The following is a 24,253-nucleotide window of genomic DNA, read 5'->3' on the forward strand; positions in this document are numbered from 1 at the left end:
TCCAATGAAGATGTCAAAAATCTTGTTCACTGATCCTACGTGAATTGGCATTGCCGATCGGCCCCTCGGCCTATTGGGAAGCGGACAAAGCCATAGCCTGCAGCGGTTCTGTGCAGACACGAGGTCACCTGCGTCACTTTGGCCATTTCGATAGGAAATTGGGGAATTCCGCGATTTTTTGCAAAATGCAGGTTTGCGTTCGAGCCGTTCGCCGCATAAAAGCAGCAGCAAACCGGAGAATGATCAGCGTGATGCCCGCCCCGTCCGGGGCGACGGCGTCTTGTTGCAGGCTGTGGTTTGCGAAGCTGGTGTGGCCGAAACTTCTGGTTGCGCCGAACTGGGACGCGGGCTCGGAAGAACGACGCTGACATGCAGAACTACACATTGAAAAAGGGGTTGGACCTGCCGGTGACCGGCGCCCCTGAGCAAAAGGTCCAACCTGGTCCGGAATATCGGTCTGTTGCCGTTCTGGGTGCGGATTTTATCGGATTGAAACCCCGTATGCTGGTGAAAGAAGGGGATGAGGTGCGCCGTGGCACACCGCTCTTCTGCAACAAGGATGCCGAGGAGGCGATGATGGTCGCCCCGATGACGGGCAAGGTGGTTGCAATCAACCGGGGCGCGCGCCGCGTGTTGCAGAGCGTCGTGATCGAAGTCAGCGATGTGAATGACGCCGGGCTGGATTTTTCGGCGGTCGGCAATGCCGACACGGCCGAAGGCTTGACCGAAAAGCTGTGCGCCGCTGGCTTGTGGACCTCTTTCCGCACGCGCCCATATTCCAAGATGCCAAAACCGGGTGATGCACCGCAGGCGATTTTCGTCACCGCTATGGAAAGTGAACCGCTGTCCGCCGACGCAGCTTTGATCATTTCCGAAGCAGGAGAGGCATTTGCGGCAGGTTTGAAGGCGGTTTCCACCCTGACCGAAGGCACGACATGGCTGTGCCAGAAGCCGGGCGATGCTCTACCGGGCTCGGATCTGCCGGGCGTCGAAGCGGCGAGTTTCGACGGTCCGCATCCGGCTGGTCTTGCCGGCACGCACATTCATTTTCTGCATCCGCTGACTGCTGAATCGCAGGTCTGGACCGTTGGATATCAGGATATCATTGCCATAGGCCGGCTCATACTGACCGGGCATCTGGATCCCAATATCATCGTGGCGATCTCCGGGCCGGCTGCGCGCCAGCCGCGCCTGATCCGCACCGTGATGGGCGCCTCCACCGATGAACTGACTGCAGACGAAGTGTCGGTTGACGGCACGGTCCGCGTTATCTCGGGCTCGATCCTGTCGGGCCGACATGCGCATGGTCCCGAGGCATTTCTGGGACGGTTCGCGCGTCAGATCACGTTGATCCGCGAAGATGCCGACCAGATCCCGATGGGGTGGATCCGGCCAATGCCGTCGAAATATGCGGTTCAGCCCGTTCTGGGCTCGGCGTTCTCGCGCAAGCTTTATGCCCTGACCAGTAACCTCAACGGCGGACGTCGCGCCATGGTGCCGACAGGCACGTTCGAGCAGCTGATGCCGCAGGACTACCTGCCGACTCAGCTGCTGCGTGCGCTTCTGGTTATGGATACGGATCAGGCCCAGGCGCTGGGTGCGCTGGAACTGGACGAAGAGGATCTCGGCCTTGTCGGTTTTGCCTGTCCGGCCAAGTATGAATATGGGCTGGCGCTGCGCGACAGCCTGTCCAAGATTGAAAAGGAGGGCTGAGCCTCATGGGTTTGCGCAGCTTCTTTGATCGGATCGAACCGAACTTCACCAAGGGCGGCAAGTACGAGAAGCTCTTTCCCATCTACGAGATGGTCGAGAGCTTCATCTATACGCCCAAGACAGTAACCTCCGTCGCGCCGCATGCCCGCTCGTATGTGGATATGAAGCGGATCATGACCTACGTGGTTATTGCGACGATCCCCTGCATCCTGTTTGGTATGTGGAACACCGGGTATCAGGCCAACTCGGCGCTGGCTGCGATGGGCCCTGAGGCCGCGACCGGCTGGCGGATCGCGATCTTGCAGATGTTGGGCATCTCGCAGGATCCGGCAAGCCTGTTCGGTAATTTTGCGCATGGTTTCCTGTATTTCCTGCCGATCTACGTGACAACACTGGTAGTGGGCGGCATCTGGGAGGTGCTGTTCGCTACGGTACGGGGCCATGAGGTGAACGAGGGCTTCCTTGTCACGTCGATGCTCTACACGCTGATTATGCCCGCCTCGGCTCCGCTGTGGCAGGTCGCTCTGGGAATTTCCTTTGGGGTTGTGATCGGCAAGGAAGTGTTTGGCGGCACCGGCAAGAACTTCCTCAACCCTGCGCTGGTGGGGCGGGCCTTTCTCTACTTTGCCTATCCGGCCAACATGTCGGGTGACGCGATCTGGACCCCGGTTGACGGGTTCTCGGGCGCAACTGCGCTGGCTGTGTCCGCAGCAGATGGCTACCAGCAACTGGCCTCCGAAGGCATTACATGGATGAGCGCGTTTTATGGCACCATTCAAGGCAGCTTTGGGGAAACATCTACGCTGGCCTGTGCGCTAGGCCTGATCTTCCTGCTGACCACCAGGATCGCGAACTTCCGGCTGATCCTCGGGTGCCTGGGCGGGATGATCGGCTTTTCGCTGCTGCTCAACGTGATCGGCTCCGATACCAACCCGATGTTCGCCATGCCCTGGTACTGGCACCTCGTTCTGGGGGGGTATGCCTTTGGGCTTGTGTTCATGGTGACCGAACCGGTTTCGGCCTCGCACACCAACACGGGCCGCTACATCTATGGCGCCCTGATCGGTGTGATGGTTGTGCTGATCCGGGTCATCAACCCAGCCTTCCCCGAAGGCATGATGCTCGCGATCCTGTTCGGTAACGTCTTTGCCCCGCTGATCGACCATTTTGTCGTTCAGGCGAACATCAAACGGAGGGCGCGTCGTGTCTGAAGCTGACAACAAGGGCCTCATCGGCCGTTTTCTCGCAATGCCGGCAGATTCGGTGCCCAAGACTATCTTTGTGGCGGTGTCGCTTTGCCTGTTTGCCTCTATGATTGTTTCGGCCGCAGCGGTTTCCCTGCGCCCGGTGCAGGAGGCCAACAAGCTGCGGGACAAGCAGCTCAACGTGTTGCAGGTGGCGGGTGTTTATGAACCCGGAATGAATGTTTCCGAAGCTTTCGCCGCGTTTGAGCCGCGTGTTTTGGAACTGGAATCCGGCGCTTTCACCGACCAGTTCGATGCTGCCACTTTTGACGACCTTGCCGCTGCCAGCGATCCCGAACTGGGCCGTGCCCTGAGCGACGATCCGGCCGGAATAGGGCGACAGTCGAAGTTCCGCACCGTCTATCTGCTGAAGAATGAGAGCGGCGCGCTGGACAAGGTGATCCTGCCGATTCACGGATATGGCCTGTGGTCGACGCTGTATGGTTTCATCGCGCTCGAAGCGAACGGAAACGACATCTTCGGTCTTCAGTTCTACCAGCATGGCGAAACCCCGGGACTGGGCGCCGAGGTCGACAACCCGCGCTGGAAGGCGCTCTGGAACGGCAAGAAGCTGCGTGACGACAATGGCGACTTGCAGATCACGGTGGCCAAGACGCAGTCTGCGGCCGGTCCGGACTATTATGTCGATGGGCTCGCCGGCGCGACCCTGACCACGGTTGGCGTCGACAATCTGGTTAAGTTCTGGATGGGTGACCAAGGTTACGCCCCCTTCCTCGCCAAGTTGCAAGCAGGAGAGATCTGATGGCCCAGACCAAGAAGGAAATGCTGGTCGATCCACTGGTCGACAACAACCCGATCACGCTTCAGGTTCTGGGGATCTGTTCGGCGCTGGCCGTTACCTCCTCGTTGCAGGTGGCTTTTGTGATGGCGCTTGCCGTGACCTTCGTAACGTCGTTTTCGTCGTTCTTCATATCGATCCTGCGGAACCACATTCCCGGCTCGATCAGGATCATCGTGCAAATGGTGATCATCGCTTCGCTGGTGATCCTCGTGGACCAGATCCTCAAGGCCTATGCCTTTGAGATTTCCAAAACCCTGTCGGTTTTTGTTGGTCTGATCATCACGAACTGCATCGTTATGGGCCGCGCCGAAGCCTTTGCCATGAAGAACCCACCGGTGGCTTCGTTCATCGACGGTATCGGCAATGGTCTTGGCTATGGCCTGATCCTGATGCTGGTCGGCGTGATCCGCGAGCTGTTCGGATCGGGCTCGCTTTTTGGCGTGACCATCCTGCAAACCGTGAACAATGGCGGTTGGTATGTGCCTAACGGCATGCTTTTGCTGCCGCCCTCGGCGTTCTTCATCATCGGCCTGATCATCTGGGCCTTCCGAACCTGGAAACCCAATCAGGTTGAAGAACGTGAATACAAGATCCAGTCGGTGGAGGCTCACTGATGGAAGAGCTGATCTCACTGGCCGTAAAGGCCATATTTGTTGAAAACCTGGCTCTGTCCTTCTTTCTTGGCATGTGTACGTTCATCGCCGTGTCCAAGAAGATCTCGACTGCGCTGGGGTTGGGCATCTCGGTGATGGTCGTGCAGGCCATCACAGTGCCGACCAATAACCTGCTGCTCAATGGGCTGCTGAAGCCCGGCGCGCTGGAGTGGGCCGGTTTTGGCAATGTCGACCTGACTTTTCTCGGGCTGATCACCTATATCGGGGTCATCGCCGCGATGGTGCAGATCCTCGAAATGGTGCTCGATAAGTTCTTTCCGCCGCTCTACAACGCGCTGGGGATTTTCCTGCCGCTGATCACTGTGAACTGCGCCATTCTCGGTGGCTCGTTGTTCATGGTGGAACGCGACTACAATTTTGCCGAGGCCACCACTTATGGCCTGTCTTCCGGTTTTGGCTGGGCGCTGGCAATTACCGCGATGGCGGGTGTGCGCGAAAAGCTGAAATACAGCGATGTGCCGGACGGACTGCAGGGGCTTGGCATCACATTCATCACCGCGGGACTGATGGCGCTAGCCTTCATGTCCTTCTCGGGCGTCAAACTGTAAGGGGGCGGCAATGGAAACGTTTAGCCTTGGCGTAGTCCTCTTCACCCTGATCGTTCTGGCCCTGGTTGCTATCATTATGGCGGCCCGGTCACGGCTGGTATCGACAGGCAACGTGGACATCACCATCAATGGTGAAAAGACCATCTCGGTTCCGGCAGGTGGCAAACTGCTGCAGACACTGGCCGAACAGAAACTTTTTGTTCCTTCGGCCTGTGGCGGCGGCGGAACCTGCGCACAATGCCGGGTTCGTGTGCATTCCGGCGGCGGGTCGATCCTGCCAACCGAGGAAAGCCACATCACCAAACGCGAAGCTGCTTGCGGTGACCGGCTGTCCTGTCAGGTCGCAGTCAAGCAGGACATGAACATCGAAGTTCCCGAAGAAGTCTTTGGTGTGAAGAAATGGGAATGCGAGGTTGTGTCGAACGAGAACGTTGCGACCTTTATCAAGGCGCTGGTTCTGAAACTGCCTGAAGGCGAGGATGTCAACTTCCGCGCCGGTGGTTACATTCAGATTGCCGCGCCTCCGCACCAGCTCTCCTACACAGATTTCGATGTCGAAGAAGAATATCGAGAGGACTGGGACAAGTTCAATCTCTGGCAGTACAAGTCCACGTTGACCGAGCCGATTGAACGGGCTTACTCGATGGCGAACTACCCCGAGGAACGCGGCATGATCATGCTGAATGTCCGCGTAGCTTCACCGCCTCCCGGGTCGGAAGGTATCCCGCCGGGCCTGATGTCATCGTACATCTTTAACCTCAAGCCGGGCGACAAGGTCACTATCTCCGGTCCGTTTGGCGAGTTCTTTGCCCGTGACACAGAGAAAGAGATGGTCTTTATCGGTGGTGGTGCCGGCATGGCGCCGATGCGCAGCCACATCTTTGATCAGCTCAAGCGTCTGAACTCGAAGCGCAAGATCAGCTTCTGGTATGGTGCGCGGTCGAAGCGCGAGATGTTCTTTGTCGAGGATTTCGACGGGCTGGCTGCTGAGAACCCGAACTTCGAGTGGCATGTGGCGCTGAGCGACCCGCAACCTGGCGACGACTGGGACGGTTACACCGGGTTTATTCACAACGTGCTCTTTGAGGAATACCTCAAGAACCACCCGGCGCCTGAGGATTGTGAATTCTACATGTGTGGCCCACCGATCATGAACCAGTCGGTCATCAACATGCTGCTGGATCTGGGTGTGGACCGCGAAGACATCATGCTCGACGATTTCGGCGGCTGATCCAAACGGTAAAACAATTAATGGCCCGCGATGCGAATGCAACGCGGGTCCTTTTTGTTTGGGTTACTGGGTAGCTTTCAACTCGCTTACGATCCTGATCGAGATTGGCCCGGTCGAGAAAGGACCGACACCGAAAGCCAAATGGTCGAGTGTCGCACTTGCAGAGAACGCGGCCCATTCGCCCTGATAATACTCGATGGCACCACCCAGTGGGTGTGGGCCTAAATGAGTCATTGTCGTTTCCAAGGTCACTGGCAGGGTCGTGCCGTGGATCGTCAGATCTCCGGTCACGTTGGCGGTGTTTTCCCCGGTTTGCTCGACGCCGGTGCTGACAAAGGTGATTTCAGGATATGTTTCGACCTCGAGGAAATCGGCGCTGGACAAGTGATCATCCAGCGGTTTGAAGCCGGTTGAGACACTGTTGGTCTGGACGGTGACGTTTAGGGTGGCAGCTTCGACGTTTTCGGGGTCGAGGACCAGTGTGCCGTCGACCACGGTGAATTCGCCGCTTTGCATTGACACTCCGGCATGGCTCCAGCCGAAGTGAACTTCGGTATGGCCCTGATCGGTCTTGTAAGTGGCTGCCAAGGTCGGGGGCGCGGCCAGCAGCGCGGCGGTGAGGAGGGGGGCGAACTTGTTCATAACCATGTCCTTCCTGTTCGGTGTTGAATCGGGTTTCGGTTGATCTTTATGGTTCAGCAGAGCCGTATCCCAACTAGATGCTACAGCATCTAGTTGGGATACTCTACACATCAACACCCGCAAGCCGAGCGGCTCGCCAATTCGTGATGACCATGACGCCGACAAAACGCGAAACTGAGATCTGGATCCTACTGAATAGGGCGCACCGCCTCGCGCATCGCGAAATGGAGGCAGAGTTGCGCGACAAGGGGCTTCCGTCTTTGCGATGGTATGATGTGCTATGGGGGATTGAGATATCCGGCGCGGAAGGGGTCCGCGCTTACGAACTGACAGATAAGCTGCTGTTCGAGCAGTCCAACCTGTCTCGGATCCTGAACCAGATGGTGGAGCGGGGCATGATCCGGGAAACGGTGCTTGAAAAGGACCGACGCGGCAAGACGCTGCAAATCACCAAAGAAGGTGCCGCAATGCGTGCCAAAATGTGGAAAGTCTATGGGGCCGCGATCAAGCGCAAAATGGAACCGTTGGCCGCTGCTGAAGATCTGCTGGCATTTCTGGAACAATTGCAGGAAGCAGGCGGCGGACCGATGGGGTGATCCGCCGCGCCAGTCGCTTAGCCGACGATCATTTGCTTTAGTTTCAGGGCTTCGTATTCCAGCTCTTGCAAGCGGAAATTCACCACGTCCCCGATTGTGATCATGCCGCACAGATTGCCGTCTTTCAGAACAGGCATGTGGCGGAATCGTCCTTCGGTCATGGTTTTGAGAATGTCCATCAGCAGGTAGTCAGGAGCGCATGTCTGCACGTCGCTGGTCATCAGGTCCTCGACCGATTGCGGCAGTGTTTGGCCGGGTGTCTCGGCCATGCGCCGCACAATGTCGCGTTCCGAAAGGATACCCTGCAGAACCCCGTTCTGGTCGGTTACCACAACAGCGCCGATCCGCTTTTCTTTCAGAATTCCCACGACGTCGGCGATCGTGTCGTTAGGGCGCACCGCAAAGACCGCATCCCCCTTGCCTTCGAGCAACTTTTCTACCGTGCTCTGCGTGTGCGACAAATTCGACTCGACCGATTGGCTGTAAGTAGTCTTGCCGGCCTTGTCCCCACGCTTTGGGGCTTGGTATGAGCTTGGTGCCATCCGCAGGTCTCCTCTTCTCCTTGCGATGATGCTATGACACTACCTTAACGTTGCGTGAGCGGCTTGCCAGAGTGCATTTTGTCCAACTCGGAAAAGATCCGGTAAATTAAAGGAAAACAGACCCTTGCAGGCACTCCATTTGACTCCTTTCAGCGGAGCTTTGATTTTTTTTGTGGTTGTCGTCTGTGGACATCGCTTTCGCCTTGCCTGGAAAGACAAACTGCCGGGCTGGCAACGGCGTGCTTGGTTCTTTGGTGTCCCTGCCGCGATTGGGCTGCTGGCCTTGGCATTTCTGCCGCTCAAGGTCTGATGCCACGTTTGACACGCAGTTGGGGTGCTGGCATATGCCTCGGCAACGGTTTCCCGGAGAAAAATACTAATGAAACGCTGGTCCGCCCTGACCCTTCTATTGTTCCTTCCCGGCTGTCTTTTCGACTCGGAGCCCGAGGTCGTTCAACTGTCCGGCGAGACGATGGGCACGACTTATCATATCACTGCCATCGGCGAAGACCTTGACGAGGCCAGTCTGAGCGTTTCGGTCGAAGAAACCCTTGCGGCAGTTAACGCCAAAATGTCGAACTGGGATCCCAATTCCGAAGTTTCCGTTTTCTCCGCCTCCGAGAGCACCGAGCCGCAGCAGGTTTCGGCAGAATTCGCGGCTGTGATTTCAGCGGCCAATGTTGTGCATGAGCAGAGCGGCGGGCTTTTTGACGTCACCCTTGGCCCTCTGATCGAACTATGGGGCTTTGGCCCGCGCAAGCCAGAGGATCCGGTGCCATCAGATGCCGATATCGAGGCAGCATTGGCAGGTGTCGGACAGGAGAAACTTCTGAATCTTGATGCGGATGCAGGGACTTTGGCTAAAGCTGAGGCCAGCGTCGGGATCAACCTGTCAGCCATCGCCAAGGGCTATGGCATCGATGCCGTGGCGAGCACGCTTCAGACTGCTGGGGTCGAAAACTACATGGTTGAGATCGGCGGCGATCTCGTGACCCGCGGCGAGAATGACAAGGGCGAAGCCTGGAGGATTGGTATCGAACGGCCGGACCCCGCTGCGCAGGGCGTTCAGCTTATCGTGCCAGTCAGCGACCGCGGTATGGCGACGTCCGGAGACTACAGGAATTTCTTTGAACAGGACGGGGTCCGGTATTCTCACATCATAGACCCTACGACCGGGCGACCGATTACGCATCGCACAACATCGGTTACGGTGCTTGCCGATGACGCAATGATGGCCGATGCATGGGCCACGGCCATGCTGGCGCTTGGACAAAAACGCGGTCTGGAGATTGCCGAAGCCAACAAACTGGCGGTATTCTTCATCTCGCGTGCTGAAGGTGGCGATGATAATGCTTATGTCATCATGCAAAGCAGTGCCTTCAAGGCTGAGCTGGACAAGAACTGAAGCCGCAGAAACGGGAAAACTGACATGAGCACTTTTCTTCTCGCATTCATCCTGCTGATTTTGGTCATGGGTGGCATGAGCCTCGGCGTCGTTCTCATGGGAAAGACGATCAAGGGCAGCTGTGGCGGTCTGAACGCGATTTCAGGCGCTGACAAATGTGTTGTGTGCAGCAAGGACGTCGATCCCGACAGCCCCCTGCGTGACAAACTGCAATGTAAGCGTGCCCGCAGGATGCTGGAGCAGATGGAAGCTGAGCGCCAAGGCTGAGTGTTCACGACGGTGGCCGGCAAAGGTTGCCCAGTCCACGATCCTTTCCTGTCATCAATGTCGTGACTGCTGGGCCGGGTAGGCTCTGCTAGTTGTTTTTGCGTGCGCTGAAACTGCCGAGGGTTCTTCTGCGCGCCTATCCTTGCGTGTGTGTCGCGTGAAGGTGACGTGAACACCCCCCTGCGGAATGAGCGTCGCCGATGGGTAGGGCTGGACCGGTTTCTCGCCCTGCCACTCAATTGTTCCGCGTTGCAGGATCGTTGCCAGAGAAAGCGTGGTCTCGAGCAACGCGAGGCTGTTGCCAATACAGGTTCTGGGCCCACCACCGAATGGAAGAAACGCATAACGTGGGAGCCGCTGGGCGAGACCGTCGAGCCACCGTTCGGGCCTGAACTCTTCGGGGTTGTCAAAGTGCCGTGCATCCCGGTGAAGCACCCATGGTGCGATCAGGATCTGTGTCCCTTTGGGACAGTGATAGCCATTGATTTCACAGTCTTCTATCGCTTCGCGGCCGAACATCCACCCCGCCGGATACAATCGCATCGATTCCAGGATGACGGCTTGGGTGAACGGAAGGTCGGGCATGTCTGCGCTGCCCGCATCCCGGCCTTCGAGCACCGCGTCAATTTCGGCGATGACCTTGCACTGGATCTTTGGGTGCTGGCCGAGAAGATAGAAGGCCCACGTCATGGTGAGCGCGGTGGTCTCATGGCCGGCAAGAAGAACGGTCACGGCTTCGTCGCGTATCTGCCTGTCCGGCATTTTCTGGCCGTTCTCATCGACAGAGGCCATCAACGCAGACAGGTAATCTGTGCGACCTTCGGTTCCGTTTTTGTGGCGTTCCTGAATGAGGCGGTCCACGACGCCATCAATTTCGCCAATCGCCTTTAGATAACGCCGGTTCGAGGCCAGCGGCACCCAGTCAGGTATCAGCAACGGTCGCCGGAAACGGTAAGACATTTCCTCGAGAAGCAGGTTGAGGGCACGTTCCATGATCTCGACTTCGGATTCGGCATCGGCGTCAAAAACGGTGCCCATGACGATGCGAAGCATCAGGTTCATCATGTCAGGATGAATGTCGAACGTCTGTTGCTCTGGCCAGCGGTCGACGGCCTTTTGCGCAAGCGACACGATCAGGGAGTCATAGTCCTGAACTCGCTTGGGAGTGAAATGCGGCGCGGCGAGGCGGCGCTGGTGTTGCCAGAGCTTTCCATCACTCGACAGCAGCCCTTTGCCGAACACGGCGGTGATCTGCCTCCAGATCAGTGGCGCCTTTATGAACTTGCCGTGGTCCCGGACAAGGATTTGTTCAAGCGCGTCCATGTCGCTGACAAGCCAAGTGCGCCAGCCAGCAAGGTTCATATCGACGATATCTCCATATTTTCGTGTGACTTCAACAGGATACACCAACTGGTTTCCGGCGAATGCCAGCATGCTGCCCAGCAGGGGAAGACCGTCATCTGGCCTTGGTGGATATTTGTGACTCTGCGGATCGGGTTGCCTGACCCGGTCGTGTTTCTCAATCATGTCGCACGATCTCTTCGCGTTCCGGGACACTGCTCGACATTGAGTGTAAGGCCGAACTTGGAAATTTGATACCCGTTCTGACACGGGCGCGCCAAGGCAAGCCGCAGGCCATGAACATCGATCTGGCGCTCTAAGGTTTTCTTGCAGTCTAGCGGTCAGTGATCATGCTGGCGATTTATCCGCTCTCCGTCCGGCAAGCGGTTGCTATGGCGTACAGCCTGTGCATGTTGTCATCGGTGATGCCAAGTTCATCGAGATGGCGGACGAGCGTGTCGAGATAGTGGAAATTCGGTCCTAGCGCGCCTTCTGCGTTTGCAATCATCCGGGCGGCTACTTCTTCAGCGAGATCCGGCAGATACAGATGACTGTCCCGATCCATCACGAAGGTCAGTGCGTCGACCTCGCCCTGGGGCGTCTCGACGCTTTGGAAGATCGGGCAATAGGATCCCGAAAACATTTCCCGCCGCCACATGAAGCGCGTTTCTGCGTCCACCAGCGCTGCGGGGATGCGAAACACCACTCCGTCGCAATACCCGCCTTCATCGAGCGCGGCCATCAATCCAGGCTTTTCGTGGCTGCCGCGCCCACCGTTGAGGCGCATGCAGAAACTGCGGTGCCATCCGTTCAGCGAGCCGTAGCGGTATTCATCCACTTGCACAGCTGGATCCCAGATCAGCGACCCGTAAGCGAATACCCAAAGATCCGAGAGCATTCTACCGGCAAGCACTTGTTGCCTGTTTTCCTCGCGGGCGTCGTGATCCATCCGCCAACCTGCCGGCCAGCCTTCTTCCTTTGCCTGCACGTCGAGTTCGTCAAATCTGTCTTGGCCAAACCGCAATTCGGATTCATCCGGCGGTGTGATCCGGCCGCGCAACGCAGGAGTATGTCTGAAGACGTTTGGTGCAAATGGCATAGCGCATTTAAGCCCGCTTGGTGCGCGAAAGGCGAGTCGAGAATTAACCCCCAGCGTTCGCGCGCTGAATACAGTTGCCGAAGCCTTTGAGCCTTCTTCGTTCGTTATCGACAATCCCCGTGACTGAAAACGAATAATGCTCGAAGACCGCTTGATTCAGTGCGCTATACGGCTTCGCATTTGGTTTCTGAACTTGGACAGAGGCAGCAGGGTGCTTTTTGCGAATGCGCGGCTGACATGATGTAGGTCTGGATAGCAGCACCAACCCGTACAATCGGTCCGGCTATTCGGAGAACGCCAAAGTCCCCGGAAGAAAGACTTCTTCGGCGGTCAGCACGCGTGATGCCAGCCCTTGTTTGTGCGAATACTCAAATAGCGTCTCAAACGTCTTGCGGTTGGCCTCGAACCCGTAGGGATAAAAGTTGCGCCCCATAAGGTGGCGTGTGGCTTCAAGTTCCGCCCCGTACCATGGCAGCATGTCTGTTGCCCATGTCAGGCGATCCTTCTCACGGTACGCGGCCTGTTTGGCCTGTGAGTAGGCCTGGAACACCGCCTTTGGCAGCCATGGATTGGCTTCTGCTACTGCGCGATTGATCGAGAGCACGTGCATGATCGGGAAGATGCCCGTTCGTTCAAAGTAGTTCTGCTCGACACCTCTGACGTCCTCGAACAAGCGGACAACGCTGGGGTCACCTTCGAGGAATGCAGCCGGCGTTGCGGCATGAAACAAGGCATCAACCTCACCCGTTAGCAATAGCTGACTTTCGTCTAGCCCGGGAGGGCCGCTCTCGATATCAAGCCCATCAGTCAGCACCATTTCCTGCGCGGAAATGGCCCCGGCTTCGCTGGCAGAGCTGTCCTTGTTTGCAATCACCCAAGTGACGTCGGTGGGTGCTAGACCATATTCGTCCTCAAGGATGCCCCTGATCCATGTCAAAGACGTCGAGGAATAGCCCGGTGTACCAATTCGCCGTCCCTTGAGATCCTTGGGTGAATTTATCCCGGCCTCTGCGTGCACGAAGATACTCTTGTGCCTGAATTGACGGAGCAATGGGACCGGCAGAAGAGCATAGTCGCGAAACCCTTCATTTGCAAAGGCCAGAATGTAGGGATGCAGGCCGACTTCGCTGATCGCCCTGGTTCCTGTCCCCGAAAACAGGGCAGAGTTCATCTGGCCTATGGTATCTTCAAAGAAAGTCGCTTCTACGCCTTCGATCTGAACCCGCCCGTCAAAAAGGGCCGCTGTGCGATCCAAAAGATAGCTGGACACTTCAAGCCTCAGAGGATCTGGCGACGCACTAAAGACACCGTTTGGAAGGACGGTTGAAACAGCCAGTCCGGCAGATCCGGATTTCAGGAAATCTCGGCGGTCCATGACACCCCCCAAAAGAAGTTCCCCGCCTTTGTTAAAGGCGGGGAACAGAGTTTATTGGCCGATGCTCGGATCACCGTTGGGATCGAACGGGAGTTCATCCAGATGTTCGATGTATTCCAGCGGATCAAATGGCAGGTCCTTGAGCACAAGCTGCGGGTTCTGCTCACGCTTGAGCTGCTCGGAGGCATTGGCAATTCCGGTCCACGGGATTCCGTGCTTTTCCGGGCGATCCGGATACTTTTCCTTCCACAGGTTGTGACGCAAGACCATCCGGTTGAACGGGCGTTTCAAGTGGATGAGGTTTGTCAGCATGGGCTGCACCTCGCGCGGGTCTGACGGCAGGAAATAGAAGGCTGCCGGAATACCGCTCGCTTCACCCACCGGGTCGGGCGAGATCATGTGGCGCTTGTAGTCGCCTTTCACAACGGCACCCAGAGTGGGGCCAGCATAGGTGAAGGTATAATCACGACGTCCGGCCGTATCACCGTTCAACAGCAGCGCGGTCTGGTCGATGCCGTCGATCACGCGATCGGTCGGGATCTGGTCCATTGCGCCGCCAAGGCTGGCGAAGGTGGTGAACAGGTCGGTGATATGGATCATGTCACTCGGCATGGAGCCGGGTTCGATAACGCTGGGCCAGACAGCAAAGGCCGGCACGCGCACGCCACCTTCGAGGAAGTCACCTTTGCCACCGCGGAAGATGGTTTCGGCAAAGCCTGTGCCCGGGGGCGGGTTGTGCGACATCGGGCCGTTGTCAGCCATAGCCACGATCAGGGTGTTTTCAGCAATACCCAGCTCTTCGAGCTTGGCACGGATATCTGCTATCATCGGATCAATGGTGCATTGCAGGCCATTCTGAAGGAGCGCACGTGCCCGGGTGCATTTCGGGCGAATGGGCATGAAGTTCGCCATGATCGGCCAGTTCGCGACATAGAACGGTTTGCCCGCTTCGACATTGCGCTCCATGAAGGAGAACATGCGTTCAAGCCCTTCGCCATCAATCGCTTCATAGGTTTCCGTGGAGTTGTCACCCCACTGCAGAGTTTCGCCGCCCGCCGTGCCTTCGGCCACCATTACCCAGTCTTTGGTAATGAACGTGTCATCCAGCTTGTAAGGATCTTCGATGAGCATGTCCTCGAACAAGCCGATCGAGGCATTGCCCTGTTCGGCTTCGCGGGTATTCAGCGACAGGATCTGATTGTAGCCGGTAAAGAGCGCCTCATCATACCCTTGGTTGTGGGGATAGCTCTCCTCGATATCGCCGAGGTGCCATTTGCCGTAGAATGCGGTGGCATAGCCCGCTGCTCCCAGAACTTCGCCAAGCGTGACCTCTTCGGCGGCAAGACCGTGGCTCTCCTGCAGCATGCCGATGTTGTACATGCCGGCACGAACCGCAAGTCGCCCGGTGGCGGCTGCGGCACGGCTGGGAGTGCAGCCCACTTCGGTGTACATCCGGGTAAACATCATGCCTTCTTCGGCCAGGGCATTGATGTTTGGTGTATCAAGCCCACGAACCGCCTGGATCCCCGGCATGCCAAGGTCGCCATAGGCGGTGTCGTCCCACATGATGTGGATCAGGTTGGGGGGCGTTCCGTGTTTTTCGCGCAGTTCCGCAAGTCTCGCCTGAAGGCCGGCATCTTCGGTTGCCCAAGCCTCGCCGTTCTGTGCCTGCAAAACGTAGAATTCGGCATCATGTACGATTTCCTCCGCTGTTGCAGTGGACAGGCCAATGCACAATGCGGGTAATGCCATCAGGATTGAAGAAAGCCGTTTCAATTTTTTCTCCTTGTAAAAAAGAACTTGGCCGGTTTGTCGCTGTCTGCGGAAGGTAGGACATTCGGAAACGGTAGGGCAACCAGTGACGTCGGGCAATGATGGCTGGCCAAATTGAGGAAACCTTTTTGCCAAACGGGCATTCAGATCAGTTTTCGCAGTTGGAATGTTCCTGAGTTTCCGCAACGGGTGCTCTCTGTGAAAGCTACGTGTTGTTTTCCAAAGTGCTTTCAGCGAGGTGCAATTGCCAGATGCCTTTTTGTCGAGCTCGAGGATGCCCCGGAAGGCCGTTCTGTTGGAGTTACAGTGTCGGCATCCGTTCAATTGGAGCCTGAGAAAACTGCACGCCAAATTGAGCAAGGCAGCAAAGCTCGTCCAAAACGCGGGTTTAGGGTCGCTAAAGTTCCGAAAGGAAAAATGAACAAGGAGCGCAGCGGAAGCGAGCCCGTTCCTGAACCGCGTTTTGCCATCGTTAGTCTGAAACGCGAACGAGACCGTGGCGACCAATGGCAGGGATTGATGCGACCCAGTGGAACGCCCCGTTGGCGGCCACGATGAGTTTGGGCATTGCTCGAATAAGGTGAAATCGGGTGGATCTAGGCAAAATGCGGCGAGGTGTCGCATTCGTCCTACCACTCGGCGGTAAGGGAGAAGCGCCGCAACCGCAGTGTTGCCATCGATTGTGGTTACAGGGAGCACGAGGAGAACAGAATGTCTATCCAGCCACCATTCACTGCGGTTGAGGTCCGAAGGGCCGCGTCCGGCTTTTACGAGGGGCACAGCGTTGAGATTGCCTTGATCAGCAAAGGGATCATGATCGCACTGGTTATCTGGGCGCTGGTCTGGCCAGCGAACGCCAACGGAACTCTGGGCAGCCTCAACTGGCAGCTGCTAGAAAGCTTCAACTCCTTCTATATTATCATCGTTGGGCTGTTTGCCTTTTTTCTCGCGGTTATCGCAATCCTGCCGCAAACCGGAAAAAGAAGAATGGGACGCGAGGGCGAAGCCCCCGAGTTCTCAAATTTCTCATGGTTTTCGATGATGTTCGGAGCTGGTTTGGGCGTCGGCCTGATGGTCTTTGCCACAGCAGAACCTCTGGGTCTTTGGGGATCGAACCCTCTGACGGTCGGTCAGGAGGTCGCGCCGAACACCGAAGAGGCGCTGATCTCGGCCTATCGCTATACATTTCTGCATTATGGCTTTCACGCCTGGGCCATCTATGTCGTGACTGGCCTGAGCCTGGCCTACTACGCATATACCCGAGATATGCCGCTTACCATCCGCTCGGCTTTGACGCCACTTCTGGGTCGGTTCGTGAACGGTTTTGTTGGCCACGTGGTCGACGTTCTGGGCGTGGTTGCCACCATTCTGGGCGTGTCGGTCACTATCGGCTTTGGTGTCAGCCAGTTCATCGATGGTGTCTATGCGATCACTGGAAGCGAATGGTTGATGGACATGACCGGCGATGTACCGAAACCAGGTACAGTTGGCTTGGTTGCTGGCCTTTTGTGCATCATGGGCCTGTCGATCATTTCAGCGGTCTCGGGCGTGGGGCGCGGGGTCAAATACCTGTCGAACCTCAATCTGGTTCTGTCGCTGATCCTGCTATTCACCTTCGTTCTGTTCGGATCGTTTTTGTTTGCGATGACCACCTATGCCAGCGCACTCGTTGACTACATCATCCAGTTCGTTTCGCTAAGCTTCGGTGCCTATGGGCCGCAATCCGCCGATGCCTTTGCATCTGGATTGCCAGAGGCAGCCAAGCCGCTGGCCGATGATCTGATCGGTGGCGCAACCAATGCATGGGGTAGCTTCGACGGCTTCAAGTCGGGGCTGGAAGGCGCTGCGGCCGAGCTGGACGATGCGACACTGGCCGCGGTCTACACCGCAGGCGAGCAAGGGCGACAGTTTGGCTGGCAAGCCGGCTGGACTACGTTCTACTGGGCCTGGTGGATTGCATTCTCGCCCTTTGTGGGACTGTTCTTGGCGCGTATCTCGAAGGGGCGCACCGTACGCGAGTTCATTCTGGGCTGCGTCTTCGCTCCGGCGATGGTGTGTTTCGCCTGGATGACTATTCTGGGCGCCACGGCCATCGACCTGGAACTGACCGGCGGTGCAAACGGTGCGATTATCGGGGCGTCCAACACCAACAAGTTGTTTGTGACACTCGGACAGATGATTGAGGGCGGGCTTTTGTCGGCGCTGACGATCATGTGCGTCGTGCTGATCATGACCTTCCTAGTGACCTCGGCCGATAGTGGAATCCTGGTGATGAACACGATCATGTCTGGAGGCGACCAGAATGTCGGCAACAAGCACAAGGTCGTCTGGGGTCTAATCCTAACCGCGGTTATCGGCACGCTCTTGATTGCAGGGAAGAATAACGGTGGAGCCGATCCGATGGAGGCGCTGAAAAGCGCGATGATCATCGGTGCCCTGCCGTTCACCATGGTCATGGGCCTGATGATGGTGTCGCTGACCAAGGCGCTTTATCGCGACAGTGCCCGCGACAAGGCCGGCATGGCCGCCAGCGAAGCGGCGGAATAAACGATTTGAGCGGGCGGAGGTATCACCTTCGCCCGCTCTTGCCGTTGGCAAGTTGCAGGACCCGATGGGCTAATCTGCAAAGAAGGGTAACCACCCGATACAGAGCCGGGCGAACGGTCGGAGCAGCTGTTCGTTTGCTAAAACCGGTCAGCCGGTGATCGCGCCACAAGGCGGCTCAGAGCCCATACTGACCGATTTCCTCGTAGCGCATTGTGTCCGCATTCCACAATTCGACATGCAAGCTAGTTTCCGGTGTAGCAGGAAACCGAGGAGGCAGCCTTCGTGCTAGAACTGATTGCTATCCTCTTTGTCTGTGTCGCCATTGGTGCAGTTTTCATGAGCTTACGGCGTATGATGGATCACCGTGCAGACGCGGCGGAAATGGCTCGGTTGCTCGCGTTGTAGCCAAACGCTCCGCTCCACTTTGAACCCGATATGGTCGCCGACCTTCCTGAACCAGCGCGTCGGTATTTTAACTTCGCAATTATGGAGGGCACGCCACTCCTGACGGTTGCAGAGATCGAGATGCAAGGACAATTCAGTCTCGGGACAAAAGACGCCCCCGGCTACATGAATATGCATGCGTCGCAGGTGCTCGCCGCCCCGGTGGGCTTTGTGTGGAAGATGTCGGGCGGGTCTGAGCTGATGCGAGTGTCGGGATCAGACAGCGGACACTGGACACGTTTCTGGCTGGATTGGTCCCGGTGGCCCGTTTTGCGGCAAAAACCGATCACACAAGATCGGACTTTGGTCGCTATGTTGACGAGGCGGCGATCTGGACACCGGCAGCGTTGTTTCCGGGGCCAAATGTCAAAAGGGAGGCTGTGGACGAAAACACTGCTCGGTATAGCATGATGTCCGTAGGTATTGCGCAGTCCGTAGATGTCACGGTGGATACAGAGGGCCGCCCTGTCGTTGTGCAATTCCAACGCTGGAGCAATGCGAACCCCGAGGGTGTTCACCGTCTGCAACCTTCTGGTGGATTTGCGGGCATGGGACAATCGTGTTCTGATGACTGAGTGGAGCCCATGTCGGAAGTGATCCAGCCAAGGTGTTCGCAGATGCCGCAACGCAAATTGGGGCAAAAATTTATACGCTGCTGTTAGCGCCTGGACCTTGCACACAGACACAAATCGCATGTGATCGTCCGCCGCTTTTGTCTGTCAAGTGAGGGCTTTATCGGAGCTGATGTGGAGGAAATCCTTTTTGCTTCGTGAAAGCATCTTCGAGATTCGAAGAAGAAACGAAACTTGCGCCCCGGGCGATGTGCGCTATCCAGCCCTCGCTGTGCAATAAATTGACCAATGGTCAACGGCGGTATAAACGCATTTAGTCAGCAAGGCTCCGGATGGCTCGCATGAAACAACAACCGAGTGTGCAGAAATCCAGAACAAACATTGCCGCTAGCTGTGTTTTTGCAAGTTCCTTTTTCCTCGTATCCTGTGCGACCACTGATCCAGAGATGTTGAAGGCCGAATTGAATGCGCAACCAGCCCAGTTGAGCGCGTCGGTTAACGATTATGCTGGGGATGTTCGTTTCGATATCACTGATAAGATCGAAGCCCGAGGCAAGTCTTTACCCTACACATTGAATGCAGGATTCAGCAGTGTGACACCAACACGGCTCGGCTTTCGGGGGCTTCTGGATTTGCGGGAATTTCAGACTCGGGCACCTGACTTGCTGTCGGGACCCATCGAGGAAGGGTGTTCATTAAACGTCATCGCAAATCTCGACGAAACAAATGCTACGGGCGATCTCATTGCGCTCGTTGGTACGGTAGACGTGGAACTCTATCGCTGCCGTCGTGAGGAAGCCGATGGAGCCAGCGGGCGCGGTGCGAGGTTGATCTCGACCACCATTGGGATTGCGGCAGCGGCTCGAGCCAATGTCCGAGGGCAATGCGTCCATTTCGATCTTGCCGATGTAGTGCTTCAACCCACAGGCTTTCTTGGTGGCGTGGCCAACCTTTTCGGTTTGACGGAACGGGTCGAAGAGATCGTGCTGAACAAGGCCGAGGAGTTTTCTGAGGCGAACGTGATTTGCCCAAAGATGCCGCCGGAGCTGTCCTCGCTGGAACCGATCCTCCAAGGTGGAGGGACCCGAGAAATCGGCGACGGTGGTATCGGGGTTGCACTGAGTGGCTCCATTGACACCAGTGCAGAAACGATGATGGATCTCCTCGCCCTCATGCAATCGCGCGGTATCGTGGGGGTGGAAGAATGACGGGACTGATATCTCGCATTACGCTCATGGCTGCTGGCTTTCTTGGGACCGCACTCTCGGCTGAGGAGGTCACCTTTCGGACTAGCCCAATTGTGACAATCGGCGAACACGAAGTTCCTGTGGAATTGGCGCTAAGCCTGAAAGACGTGAGTGCCACGAGAATATACATAGAAAGTGTTGTTGACCTGCGACGTGCGCAGGATACCCTTGTGAACGCGCTTACCGCTGATCCATATGTCGATATCTGCAATGCTCGAATAACCGTGAGCCAGGCAATTGCACGCACAGACGATATTGCTCTGACATTGGGCGGAAAGATTGATGCCAGGCTTTACCGTTGCGAAGGCCAAGTTGGCGACGGACGTAATCGCGTTGAAGAGGTCTTCGCCGGTGGCCTGACAGTTGGGGCCTCTGCCTCGGCCGAGTTCAAGGATGACTGTCTTTACTTTCGCCTGATTGATTTGAGACTTACGCCAGATCGATTGACCGAGATGAGTGAGGTGAAAGAGGCTGTGGAGGAGGTCAGGGACATTTTTTTCAAGGCCACGGATGCAGTTCTCGAAAACAACCCGGTTTGCCCGGTCCTCCCAGCAGAGCTCTCCTCTCTTTCACCTACTTACGATGCCGGCGGAACGCGGGAACTGGGCGAAGGTGGAATTGGGTTATTCTTTGAAGGTTCGGTCGATGCAAGCACAGAAGCAATTGTCGACATTCTCCAAGTGCTTCAGAAAAAAGAAGTTCTCCCGCCTCCGCCGAATTGAATACCGAAAGTGGCCTGTAGTTCAGATGGGGTCAACGTCAGTTAAGTGGCCGAGGTTGTACACATAAACACCTCGTCCGTATCGCGAATGCAAGTACATGATGTTGCGAGTGAGCAGCCCGATCTGACTGGTCCAAATTGATTGTTGGTGCATCATTGGCCTGTGATCCATCGGGATGGTGGTTTCAGGCGCTGGTGGGCGGTAGCCCAGAGCAGTGTGGGGGCGTTTTGTGTTGTAGTGTTTCCCGCTGACCGGCAGGCGAATGCAGAGCATTCTGCCGAGAGGTTCCATTGTTCGATCAGGATTTGTGCCTCGCGCAGGCTGTAGAAGATTTCGCCGTTGAGCAGCTCGTCCCGCATGCGCCCGTTGAAGCTTTCGCAGTAGCCGTTCTCCCACTGTCTTTGCCCCCTGTAGCTGGGCCACTATTTTGGCTGAGAAAGGGGACTATGAAATGGGTCGGGAGCGATACTCGGACGAAGACATTCTGAAGCTGCTGCGTGAGACCGAGTTGCGGGACTTTCCCGACCTTCGGTTGATCGGCTTCAAAGCGCTTGAGCTGCCCGAAGCCGCCCTTGCCCCGTCGCCCACACTGCGGCGGCTTTCTTGCGAGTGGCGGACCCACCAGTTTTGGAAACGATCCCTTGATACGTATGAACTACTTCCCAATATCCTTGCTGGAACTTTGGCGAAATTGTTGGGGAGAAAAACCAGTTTGCGACCGAAAGAAGCGTGCAAAGTGGGACTGGTCTTCATATCCCAGAGAACGGCCGATCTCGGCAACGGTTTGCGATGTATTCACCAAGGCTTCCTTCGCCAGTTCTATGCGCAAGCCCTTGACTTCCCGGGCGACCGTTGTCTTGTGAAAACGCAGAGCCGCCTCGAGGCTCTTGGGCTGCAATCCGAGCGCTTCCGAGAGGTCGTGAAGACCGACAGATCTGTTGTCCAGTAAGGGCAAGGCCGCGCTGCGCAGGGCGGCGACGATGGAGAGATCGGGTTCGCTATCCTTTTTGGGCAGGGTATCTAGCGCCACATCCAGTTCCAAAGGGGCATGAAGCCAGCCGGTGGGAAAGCTCAGCGCCAGTTCCCGGTTCTCCGTTCTCGCGATGCGGACATCCATGTAGCGTCTCGGCACGGCCTCCGGAAAGGCGGTTTCTACCATGGCATGCTCGGGCGTCCAGCCGTCACCGACCGCCATGCGCAGCAATCGCAGGTGTAAGGACATTCCAAACCCGTCAACCTGGATCGGTGGGTTGCGGGTGTCGATCAGCCTTCTGACGGTGTATGTGGTCCGGTTCGCCTCGATCGTCAGGGCGTGCCGCACGGCGCTTGATTCCTGCGGTATCCTCATGAGGTAACTGCACAGAAACTCACCCACTGTCCGGGATTGACGAGCGGCTTCAGCTACGGGCGACCAGCGTGACAGATCCAGCTGTTCCCCGATCCTGCATCCAAGGTGAGGTTCCCCGGCCAGATCGGCCAGGGCGTTGCACAGCCCGTAGACAATTTCCGCATGGACAGTTGCCTCGGGATCCTGCAACATCCGGACGTCCAGACCCATGGCCTTCAGAACGAGTTTTGTACTTTTGCCTTGCTGCTCCACGTAGCGGATAAATGGCAGCACGAGCATCACGCGGATGAAACCGTCAGCCCCTTGCGTCATCGCTCTTCCTCTCGGAATCTCGTCTCAGGCCACTATTTCACAAATTCCCCGCAAGTGTCGGCCCTTTTTTTCGAAACTTGTGAGAACATCTCTAAAAACTGGCCGACATTCCGGCGCGTAGTTTTGTAGCCTCAGATCGGATTCCAATGTCGGGAGGCAAACATGATTCGGAAAATCACCAGTTTCGCAGCAGTTGTTGCATTGTCGATTTCGTCCCATGCGGCGCTTGCCGCCGGAAGCGGCAACGCCCCGGCAGCGGCCGCTGAAACAGAAGCGCCACCGCCCATCCTGTTTACCAATGTCAATGTCTTTGACGGCTTCGGGCCCGAACTCATCGAGGGTGCGAACGTTTTGGTCGAAGGCAATGTCATCACGCAGGTCTCGACCGAGACGATCGAGGCTGAAGGGGCGTTCGTCATCGACGCCAGCGGCAAGACCATGACGCCGGGGCTGATCGACATGCACCAGCATGTCATGCTGAACCCGCCCGAGGGAACAGCGACCTATCAGACCCGCTGGGATGAAGCGTCGGGCGGGGCCATCGCCATTCATCACATGAACCAGAACATGCTGATGAAGGGCATAACGACAGTCCGCGACATTGCTGGCGACCCGCTGGACATCGCCAAGGCCATCGACATGGGGCTTGTTCCCGGTCCACGGGTTTACTCGGCAGGCGGTGCCATCGGGCAGACCGGCGGGCATAGCGATTTCGCGGAACGGAACATACCCGTTGATCGTCTGCGCAACGATCAGGATGTATCGCAAGCCTCTCAGAACACCTGGGTTGTAGATGGCGTTGATGAAGTCACCCGGGCAGCGCGTATGAACCTGCGCCGTGGAGCGGCATTCCTGAAAGTCATGGGCGGCGGCGGTGTCGCAAGTGAGTTCGATCCGCTGGAAATCCTTGGTCTTGCCGAAGATGAAGTCGCTCGAGCTGTCGAGATTGCGGCCGACAATGGCACTTACGTTGCTGTTCACGCCTACCATGACGACAGCTATGACCGGCATCTTCGTCTCGGCACCCGTTCTTTCGAGCATGGATTCCTCATTTCCGAAGACATGGTCAAACGGATGGTCAAGAAATACGAAGAGACCGAAGACATCGTCTGGAGTTTCCAGTGCTATATGAGCATCAACTCGTTCGGCAGCTACGACACGATGCCAGCGTTTTTCTCACATGAGCAGAAACTGAAGGGCGTCCGGGTTGGCGAGGGTGCCCGCAACGTGGCCAAGTGGATGAACGAACACGGGATGTTCGTCGTCGGCGGGTCCGACATGTTCAGCCCGGGGTTGGTCGAGCGGATCAAGGAAGACCTGACCTGTAACGTTGCAGCAGGGTTCTCGCCCGCGCAGGCGCTGAAACACTGGACCGGCAATGCAGGTATCGTTCTGACATGGTCGGGCCCCAAGAACCCGTATCAGACCTACAACCTGGGCCAGATCGCCCCTGACAGCTATGCCGACATCCTGATCTGGGACGGCAATCCGCTGGAAGATATCGAACTGATCCTGGACGAAAGCAAACTGCAACTGGTGATGAAGGACGGCCGCGCCTACAAGAACACGATGGTCACCTCCGACAGCATCATGTACCGGCCCGCGGTTTCCGAGCCCAAGGTGTATCCGTAAGTTTCCCCGTCATCCGACGAGGCAGCAGCAGGGCGGTTTTGTTACCTCGGCCGCCCCGCAACCTGTCCCGAACAGACACCGGCAATCCGGATCATTGTGAAGGGCGACGTAGCTGCCAGAACACGCTGAAGCAACCGAAGGGCCTTGAGCCCAGGACACAAGCGTCATGACCGGAGC

The 24,253-nt window shown here is 56.9% G+C and carries 22 protein-coding genes and 2 pseudogenes; 16 read left to right on the plus strand and 8 right to left on the minus strand.

The annotated features are described in order from the left end of the window. Window positions 1–369: 369 nt before the first annotated feature. From ACP15U_RS11000 to nqrF, 6 genes are read left to right on the plus strand one after another with little or no spacing between them, the layout of a single operon-like run. Window positions 370–1,713: a Na(+)-translocating NADH-quinone reductase subunit A gene (locus ACP15U_RS11000; RefSeq protein WP_425045197.1), complete on the plus strand. Its 1,344-nt coding sequence runs from the start codon at window positions 370–372 to the stop codon at window positions 1,711–1,713. Window positions 1,714–1,718: 5 nt separating this feature from the next. Continuing rightward, the gene (locus ACP15U_RS11005) at window positions 1,719–2,924 is read left to right on the plus strand and encodes an NADH:ubiquinone reductase (Na(+)-transporting) subunit B (protein WP_425045198.1); all 1,206 of its coding nucleotides are present in this window, start codon (window positions 1,719–1,721) and stop codon (window positions 2,922–2,924) included. Continuing rightward, a complete protein-coding gene (locus ACP15U_RS11010) occupies window positions 2,917–3,720 on the plus strand; it encodes a Na(+)-translocating NADH-quinone reductase subunit C (RefSeq protein WP_425045199.1) in 804 nt (267 codons plus the stop codon). The genes ACP15U_RS11005 and ACP15U_RS11010 overlap by 8 nt, the downstream gene beginning before the upstream one ends. Next, window positions 3,720–4,373, plus strand: coding sequence for an NADH:ubiquinone reductase (Na(+)-transporting) subunit D (locus ACP15U_RS11015; protein WP_425045200.1), 654 nt, complete (start codon window positions 3,720–3,722; stop codon window positions 4,371–4,373). The genes ACP15U_RS11010 and ACP15U_RS11015 overlap by 1 nt, the downstream gene beginning before the upstream one ends. Beyond that, window positions 4,373–4,981, plus strand: coding sequence for an NADH:ubiquinone reductase (Na(+)-transporting) subunit E (gene nqrE, locus ACP15U_RS11020; protein WP_425045201.1), 609 nt, complete (start codon window positions 4,373–4,375; stop codon window positions 4,979–4,981). The genes ACP15U_RS11015 and nqrE overlap by 1 nt, the downstream gene beginning before the upstream one ends. Window positions 4,982–4,991: 10 nt before the next feature. Then, on the plus strand, window positions 4,992–6,212 hold the full coding sequence (gene nqrF / locus ACP15U_RS11025) for an NADH:ubiquinone reductase (Na(+)-transporting) subunit F (RefSeq protein ID WP_425045202.1): 1,221 nt from the start codon (window positions 4,992–4,994) through the stop codon (window positions 6,210–6,212). Between the two features lie 63 nt (window positions 6,213–6,275). On the opposite strand, the gene ACP15U_RS11030 is transcribed toward nqrF, so the two are convergent. After that, window positions 6,276–6,854 carry a YceI family protein gene (locus ACP15U_RS11030; RefSeq protein ID WP_425045203.1) on the minus strand — a complete coding sequence of 193 codons (579 nt, stop codon included), beginning with the start codon at window positions 6,852–6,854 and terminating at the stop codon, window positions 6,276–6,278. A gap of 152 nt (window positions 6,855–7,006) precedes the next feature. Here ACP15U_RS11030 and ACP15U_RS11035 point away from each other — a divergent pair, with 152 nt between their 5' ends. Next, the gene (locus tag ACP15U_RS11035) at window positions 7,007–7,450 is read left to right on the plus strand and encodes a MarR family winged helix-turn-helix transcriptional regulator (RefSeq protein ID WP_425045204.1); all 444 of its coding nucleotides are present in this window, start codon (window positions 7,007–7,009) and stop codon (window positions 7,448–7,450) included. A gap of 17 nt (window positions 7,451–7,467) precedes the next feature. Here the strand turns inward: ACP15U_RS11035 and ACP15U_RS11040 are convergent, their stop codons facing one another. Continuing rightward, complete coding sequence (locus tag ACP15U_RS11040; RefSeq protein ID WP_425045205.1) at window positions 7,468–7,992, minus strand: CBS domain-containing protein; 525 nt, start codon at window positions 7,990–7,992, stop codon at window positions 7,468–7,470. A gap of 379 nt (window positions 7,993–8,371) precedes the next feature. On the opposite strand from ACP15U_RS11040, the gene ACP15U_RS11045 reads away from it, so the two are divergent. Next, window positions 8,372–9,397 carry an FAD:protein FMN transferase gene (locus ACP15U_RS11045; protein WP_425045206.1) on the plus strand — a complete coding sequence of 342 codons (1,026 nt, stop codon included), beginning with the start codon at window positions 8,372–8,374 and terminating at the stop codon, window positions 9,395–9,397. Window positions 9,398–9,421: 24 nt separating this feature from the next. Then, entirely contained in the window at window positions 9,422–9,664 is a 243-nt protein-coding gene (gene nqrM, locus ACP15U_RS11050; RefSeq protein WP_425045207.1) for a (Na+)-NQR maturation NqrM, read from the plus strand. Between the two features lie 54 nt (window positions 9,665–9,718). Here nqrM and ACP15U_RS11055 read toward each other — a convergent pair whose 3' ends face one another. The 4 genes from ACP15U_RS11055 to ACP15U_RS11070 form a co-directional block, all read right to left on the minus strand. Continuing rightward, window positions 9,719–11,191: a cytochrome P450 gene (locus ACP15U_RS11055; protein ID WP_425045208.1), complete on the minus strand. Its 1,473-nt coding sequence runs from the start codon at window positions 11,189–11,191 to the stop codon at window positions 9,719–9,721. 175 nt (window positions 11,192–11,366) lie between these two features. Beyond that, complete coding sequence (locus tag ACP15U_RS11060) at window positions 11,367–12,104, minus strand: gamma-glutamylcyclotransferase (protein ID WP_425045209.1); 738 nt, start codon at window positions 12,102–12,104, stop codon at window positions 11,367–11,369. Between the two features lie 283 nt (window positions 12,105–12,387). Beyond that, on the minus strand, window positions 12,388–13,479 hold the full coding sequence (locus ACP15U_RS11065) for an ABC transporter substrate-binding protein (protein WP_425045210.1): 1,092 nt from the start codon (window positions 13,477–13,479) through the stop codon (window positions 12,388–12,390). A gap of 51 nt (window positions 13,480–13,530) precedes the next feature. Further along, window positions 13,531–15,255, minus strand: a complete 1,725-nt coding sequence (locus tag ACP15U_RS11070) for a sulfatase-like hydrolase/transferase (protein WP_425045211.1) — start codon at window positions 15,253–15,255, stop codon at window positions 13,531–13,533. Window positions 15,256–15,963: 708 nt separating this feature from the next. On the opposite strand from ACP15U_RS11070, the gene ACP15U_RS11075 reads away from it, so the two are divergent. From ACP15U_RS11075 to ACP15U_RS11100, 6 genes and pseudogenes are all read left to right on the plus strand, one after another. Next, entirely contained in the window at window positions 15,964–17,799 is a 1,836-nt protein-coding gene (locus ACP15U_RS11075; RefSeq protein ID WP_425045212.1) for a BCCT family transporter, read from the plus strand. 282 nt (window positions 17,800–18,081) lie between these two features. Then, a complete protein-coding gene (locus tag ACP15U_RS11080; protein ID WP_425045213.1) occupies window positions 18,082–18,204 on the plus strand; it encodes a hypothetical protein in 123 nt (40 codons plus the stop codon). Window positions 18,205–18,234: 30 nt separating this feature from the next. After that, window positions 18,235–18,408: pseudogene (locus ACP15U_RS11085) on the plus strand (DUF6544 family protein); the annotation flags it as partial. Window positions 18,409–18,503: 95 nt separating this feature from the next. Further along, window positions 18,504–18,818: a DUF6544 family protein gene (locus ACP15U_RS11090; RefSeq protein WP_425045214.1), complete on the plus strand. Its 315-nt coding sequence runs from the start codon at window positions 18,504–18,506 to the stop codon at window positions 18,816–18,818. Window positions 18,819–19,156: 338 nt separating this feature from the next. Next, on the plus strand, window positions 19,157–20,023 hold the full coding sequence (locus ACP15U_RS11095) for a hypothetical protein (RefSeq protein WP_425045215.1): 867 nt from the start codon (window positions 19,157–19,159) through the stop codon (window positions 20,021–20,023). Continuing rightward, window positions 20,020–20,784, plus strand: coding sequence for a hypothetical protein (locus ACP15U_RS11100; RefSeq protein ID WP_425045216.1), 765 nt, complete (start codon window positions 20,020–20,022; stop codon window positions 20,782–20,784). The genes ACP15U_RS11095 and ACP15U_RS11100 overlap by 4 nt, the downstream gene beginning before the upstream one ends. A 171-nt stretch (window positions 20,785–20,955) precedes the next feature. Here the strand turns inward: ACP15U_RS11100 and ACP15U_RS11105 are convergent. Continuing rightward, window positions 20,956–21,179: pseudogene (locus ACP15U_RS11105) on the minus strand (integrase core domain-containing protein); the annotation flags it as partial. 260 nt (window positions 21,180–21,439) lie between these two features. Continuing rightward, entirely contained in the window at window positions 21,440–22,444 is a 1,005-nt protein-coding gene (locus ACP15U_RS11110) for a helix-turn-helix domain-containing protein (protein ID WP_425045217.1), read from the minus strand. Between the two features lie 162 nt (window positions 22,445–22,606). Between ACP15U_RS11110 and ACP15U_RS11115 the strand changes: the two genes are divergently transcribed. Then, a complete protein-coding gene (locus ACP15U_RS11115) occupies window positions 22,607–24,076 on the plus strand; it encodes an amidohydrolase family protein (protein ID WP_425045218.1) in 1,470 nt (489 codons plus the stop codon). The last annotated feature ends 177 nt before the right edge of the window (window positions 24,077–24,253 follow it).

The organism is Primorskyibacter sp. S87 (genome assembly GCF_049801055.1).
In the GTDB taxonomy this organism is placed as follows: domain Bacteria; phylum Pseudomonadota; class Alphaproteobacteria; order Rhodobacterales; family Rhodobacteraceae; genus JBNAGF01.